The organism is Desulfovibrio sp. 1214_IL3152, from assembly GCF_036763055.1.
Classification (GTDB): Bacteria; Desulfobacterota; Desulfovibrionia; order Desulfovibrionales; family Desulfovibrionaceae; genus Desulfovibrio.
The window spans coordinates 1-4956 of the sequence record NZ_JBAIYW010000160.1; the positions used below are offsets into that span (position 1 = coordinate 1).

Annotated in this window: 5 protein-coding genes; 2 read left to right on the forward strand and 3 right to left on the reverse strand. The window is 55.3% G+C overall.

Going from position 1 to position 4956, the window contains the following annotated elements; all coding sequences use genetic code 11:
* On the forward strand, positions 1 to 1024 hold a 1024-nt coding region (locus V6C07_RS03235; RefSeq protein ID WP_333534939.1), incomplete at its 5' end, for a (Fe-S)-binding protein.
* Between the two features lie 471 nt (positions 1025 to 1495).
* Here V6C07_RS03235 and V6C07_RS03240 read toward each other — a convergent pair.
* From V6C07_RS03240 to V6C07_RS03250, 3 genes are all read right to left on the reverse strand, one after another.
* Entirely contained in the window at positions 1496 to 1900 is a 405-nt protein-coding gene (locus V6C07_RS03240; RefSeq protein ID WP_333534940.1) for a hypothetical protein, read from the reverse strand.
* Between the two features lie 169 nt (positions 1901 to 2069).
* A complete protein-coding gene (locus V6C07_RS03245; RefSeq protein WP_333534941.1) occupies positions 2070 to 2648 on the reverse strand; it encodes a hypothetical protein in 579 nt (192 codons plus the stop codon).
* Positions 2649 to 2956: 308 nt separating this feature from the next.
* Positions 2957 to 4156 (reverse strand): alpha/beta hydrolase family protein, encoded by a 1200-nt coding sequence (locus V6C07_RS03250; RefSeq protein ID WP_333534942.1) that lies wholly within the window; start codon positions 4154 to 4156, stop codon positions 2957 to 2959.
* A gap of 8 nt (positions 4157 to 4164) precedes the next feature.
* Here V6C07_RS03250 and V6C07_RS03255 point away from each other — a divergent pair, with 8 nt between their 5' ends.
* Positions 4165 to 4800: a DedA family protein gene (locus V6C07_RS03255; RefSeq protein ID WP_333534943.1), complete on the forward strand. Its 636-nt coding sequence runs from the start codon at positions 4165 to 4167 to the stop codon at positions 4798 to 4800.
* Positions 4801 to 4956 lie beyond the last annotated feature (156 nt).

Below are 4956 nucleotides of genomic sequence, written 5' to 3' on the forward strand. Positions count from 1 at the left end.
CGGCATCGAGCTGCCGCGCCTCATTCGCGAAATCCGCGCCCGCCTCAACGAGGAGCAGGGCGCGCCCATTGAAGCCAACCTGCTGTCGGCCGTCATGAAGAACCGCAAGCTCTTCCACCGGCTGCTCAAGTTCGCGAGCTTTGCCCAGAAGCCCTTTACCCGCGGAACGCAGTTCCAGCGTCACCTGCCCGCAGTGTTTATGGGCAAGCACAACTTCAAGGCGCTGCCCGCCATTGCCAGCAAGTCCTTCCGCGACCGTTGGCCCGAAATTGCGCCCAAGGTGCAGAATCCCGTCATGCGTGTGGCTATCTTCAGCGGCTGCGCCCAGGACTTCATCTATCCCGAGCAGCTGGAAGCCTGCATAAAAATTCTTGCCGCCAAGAATGTGGCGGTGGAATTCCCCATGGAGCAGTCCTGCTGCGGGCTGCCCCTTGAAATGATGGGCCAGCGCAAGACCTCCATTGATGTGGCAAAGCAGAACATCGCGGCCTTCCGCGGCGGCAACTATGACTACATCATCACGCTCTGCGCCAGTTGCGCGGGACACCTGAAGCACCATTATCCGCAGATACTGGACAAGGACTACGCGGTGGTGGAAGGTCAGGCGTTTGCAGCCAAGGTCATTGACTTCAGCTCCTTCATTCACGACGTGCTGGGCCTCAAGCCCGAAGACTTCCACAAGTCCGGGCAGAAGGTCACCTACCACGCTTCGTGCCACCTCTGCCGTGGTCTGGGCGTGAAAAAGGCCCCCCGTGAGCTTATTGCCGACGCGGCGGAATATGTGCCCTGCGAGGAAGAAGAAGTCTGCTGCGGCTTTGGCGGCAGCTATTCCGTGAAGTTCCCCGAAATATCGGCGCAGCTTCTGGAAAAGAAAATCAACAATATGAAGGCGACCGGAGCCGACCGCCTGGTGGTGGACTGCCCCGGCTGCGTCATGCAGCTGCGCGGCGGCGCTGAAAAGCAGGGGCTGAAGATCAAGGTTGACCACATCTCGGAATTGCTGGCCGACAACCTGAAGAAATAGGCTTGCATTAGATGCAGATTAACTTTGAGAATGTACATTCTCAAAGTTTACGGCACGCATCGCTTCGATGCTTAACCGCGCAAGTAAATAGCGCTTGCATCTTTGCGGCGGGCGACTGCTCACGCAGCCGCCAGAGCAATTTCAAAGTGAAGCTGCCTTGACAGGACACGTAAAAATGGGGCGCCGCTTGTCTGTACAAGCGGCGCCCCGGTTTTTGGTGTGATGACAATCGGATACAGGCTCAAAAATCTGTCGGCTTCCGGCGGGAAAGCGTATGGGATGAATCCCGTTACGAGAAAAGGCTGCCGGTGCCGGGGAACAGGAAATATCCGTGAAAGAGAGCCGTTCGAAGGTACACTGGAGTTTGCGGACTGTTCGCAGCTTGGGCCGCTTCAATAGTTGCCGGGCAATGGAAAAAGCACGTACTGGATATTTTTTTACCCATTGGCAGCGGTCCGGATTTACACGGTTTTAATGGGTGGCCTGCAAGGGAATGCGCCACCAGTACCAAAGACTGACGATGGTGGCATCATGAGGTTGCCATTCTCCGCAGGTTTCAAAATAGTGCAGAACTTTGCGCTCGATGTCGGTCAGCGGAATCCCGCTCGCGGCCATCTGGCGCAAACGGAAGAAGATTGCCAGGCACTCGAAAAGGCTCAGGCAATCTTCTTCAAGACAAACGCTGGTTTGCAGCTGTAAAACAAATTCCTGGTAAAAAGGATTGTCTTCACCTACACACGCGCCAAAGGCCGGGCAATTTTCCAGAAGGTGTTTCAGACCCTGTGAAAAAAGTTTTTGCGCAGGCCGGGACGTGGCGTGTGATACACTGGCTGTATACAATCTTTCCATTGCCTTTTGATGACTGGAAAGTGACATAGTCGGCTCCTCTGGCTGGTTATTCTGGATTAGTTTAGCGTAATGTCTATAAATTACAAATTATTCTATAAATATGCTATTATGCTCCATAATTTCGACGACGGAAAGGATAGAAAGAAAAAAGGAATGGCTACAAAGTCGGCAAGGGTTCGTGGGCGCGTGATTGCCGTCAGTGTGCAGGACGGCGGGGCTGCAGGTACTGGGGCTGAAAAAACAGCCTGTACTGCTTGGCGGGAGAAAGGTGGGTCGGCCTGCTGACCTCCCCCTCAATGGATAAAGGCTTGTCCGACAGACCGAAGGGTTGCAACTGCCCAGGGGCCATGTCCATATGGGATAGTCTTTCTCCTGTAACATTAAAGACGGGTATGCTGCTGTTGGGGTTGCCTGCCATAAGCACGCCGGACTTGCCCGAAGGCAGCACGCCGCCGCTGGTTCCGTTATGCGCCGTGGCGTTAAGCAGGCTTGGCACTGGCAGGTCCGTGCGTCTCAGCATATCAAGAAAATCGTTGCCTGTGCGGCCTACAAAGGTCACCAGCGATGAGCCGTCTCCATATACAAGCAGGCTGACAGGCATGGTGCCGCCATGAATGCCCATAAAAGCCGATTTGGCCCCGGCAGGCATGATAACCCAGGCGTTTTCAACCTCGGCTGCATTTTGGGGGGCTGTCGTCGTTTGTGCGGCATACGGGGCTGACCCGACCACTGCCGCAAGCACGAGGCACAGAATACAAAGGGGCAGTATCTTCATGCCGTTCATATTTCCATTGCTCTGAAAAAGTTGCGCCGCAACGCAACCAGGGCCGTTTCGCGCAGAAAACCCAAATGATGACAGTGCTTGCCCGTATGCCAAGGCAGCAGCACAGCAAAACACTGTCCGCCTGTTTTTACGCCTGCCGCAACTTTCGTTGTGGCCGAACAGTCACGTTGATGATGTTACCATCCATGAATGTGCGGCACAAAACAAGCGCACTTTAAAAAGCTTTAGTAAGGGGCGGCACAATTGTCAAGGATATGGGCTGTATGAACATGGTCTATTGATAAAAAAGTCTAATATTACTATCGCTTGCGTTTTTCCGGCGGCGCCGGGGCCGGTTCCTGTTTGGGCGGCAGGGGCGGGCTGAGATCCGGCGGGGCAGGTATATGGGGCAGATTTTTACCACTGCCGAGATAGTGCAGAAAAAAATCGCTCAGAGCGGCGAACATGCTCTTATGTATGGCTTTTCTGTCTTCTTCGCTTACCGAGCGGCAGAGTTCCGGCAATTCTTCTGCCATCGCGGGCGGGCAGGGGGCCATGAGCGCACCGGCATCGGCCTTGTCCAGCACAAGCCAGCGGGCTTTTTTTCCGGTGCATTCGTAGATTTTGCGGGCATGCAGGGCGACCTTGTTCAGACTGTCTCCCGCAGCCGCCACAAGCAGCAGGGGCGGGTAGAACCAGCGGAAAGAGTCCCGCCCGAAGAGCATGCCGAAACCGGGGGCCACGGCAGCCACAGCCTTGACGCGCGTATCGGCAGGGCTTCTGGTCAGGGGCAGACTGCGGCATAAGCCGTCCATGCGGTTTTGCGCCCAGATATTGCAATACATGTCGTGCTTGCCGGCCTGCGCGCAATAATCCTTCCAGCCCTCACAGTCGGGAAGGGCGCCGCCAAGCAGCAGTACCGCCGTGCCGCCCGCGCCAAAGCCCAGAGCGCCGATACGCTCGTGGTCAATGCTGGGTTCGGTTTCCGCGTCGCTGAGCAAAAAGGCAATAAGGCCAGAAAGTTCCCGCACACGGTTTTCAAGCTGCTCCCAGGTGAGCAGTTGGTCCATGTTGTTCATATTGTCGCCGGGATGGGTGGGAGCCGCCACCACAAAGCCGCAGGCCGCCAGCCATGCGGCCGTATCGTGGTAGGAAAAACGCGATCCCGCCGTGTCGTGCGAAAGCAGAATGAGCGGAAAGCGTCCATCCACGGGTTTGCCTCCGCGGGCGGCTGAAATTTCCCAGGGGCCGTACTGGATATCGCGCGCGGGGCGCACTGAGGGATACCAGATGTTTACGTCCAGGCGAAGGCCGTTTTCGGGATCCCATTGCCCAAGCGTGCGAAAGCCCACATTATAAAAATCGGCGCGGGCGTCGGAAAGGGAGAACAAGAGTATGCTGAGGCAAAGGGCCAGGAGTACGGAAAATTTCTGTCGCATGCCCGTGTTGTGCCACAAGCGGGCTTGGGGTACAAGGGCGTTCAGGCGGTTCCATTTCGCCACAAAACGGGCCAGGAGCATACGAACGTATGGATATGGTAAGCTATTTCATTGACTTTGTGCTGCACATTGATGTGCATCTTTTTGAACTTGTGGAGCAGTACGGTCTTTGGATTTATGCCATACTGTTCATTATTGTTTTTTGTGAAACAGGGCTTGTGGTCACGCCGTTCTTGCCGGGTGATTCTCTGCTGTTCGCTTCCGGCGTGGTGGCCGGGGCGGGCCTTATGGGCTATGCCGAGGTGGTGTTGGTACTGCTGGCGGCGGGTATTCTTGGGGATGCCGTCAACTACTGCATCGGCCGCCATGTGGGACCAGCCATTTTTTCGCGCGACAGCCGCTTCATCAAGAAAGAGCATCTGCTCAAGGCCCATCATTTTTACGAACGCCACGGCGGCAAGGCCATTGTGCTGGCGCGTTTTGTACCCATTGTACGCACATTTGCGCCTTTTGTGGCGGGTATTGCCCTTATGCATCCCCGCACGTTCTTTTTCTTTAACGTGACCGGGTGCATGCTGTGGGTCGGCAGTCTTGTTTCCGCAGGTTTTTTTCTGGGCAACCTTGAATGGGTGCGCCAGAATTTCAGCATTATTGTTTATGGCATTGTTATTGTTTCCGTGCTGCCGGTTGTTATTGAAGTGCTGCGCGCCCGCTTGGGCAAGTAAATTGAAAGTCTTTCAAGCGATATCTGTTTTAGAGCAATTTCACTTTGAAATTGCTCTGGCGACTGCGCGAGCAGACGCCCGCCGCGAAGGCGTAAGCGCAATTTATTTGCGCGGTTAAACGCCGAAGCGAGCGTGTTTTAAACTTTGAAAATGTAT

Bases quoted from the DNA above. Each gene is read 5' to 3' on its own strand.
- V6C07_RS03240 (WP_333534940.1), bottom strand. From the start codon at position 1,900: ATGTCACTTTCCAGTCATCAAAAGGCAATGGAAAGATTGTATACAGCC.
- V6C07_RS03245 (WP_333534941.1), bottom strand. From the start codon at position 2,648: ATGAAGATACTGCCCCTTTGTATTCTGTGCCTCGTGCTTGCGGCAGTG.
- V6C07_RS03250 (WP_333534942.1), bottom strand. From the start codon at position 4,156: ATGCTCCTGGCCCGTTTTGTGGCGAAATGGAACCGCCTGAACGCCCTT.
- V6C07_RS03255 (WP_333534943.1), top strand. From the start codon at position 4,165: ATGGATATGGTAAGCTATTTCATTGACTTTGTGCTGCACATTGATGTG.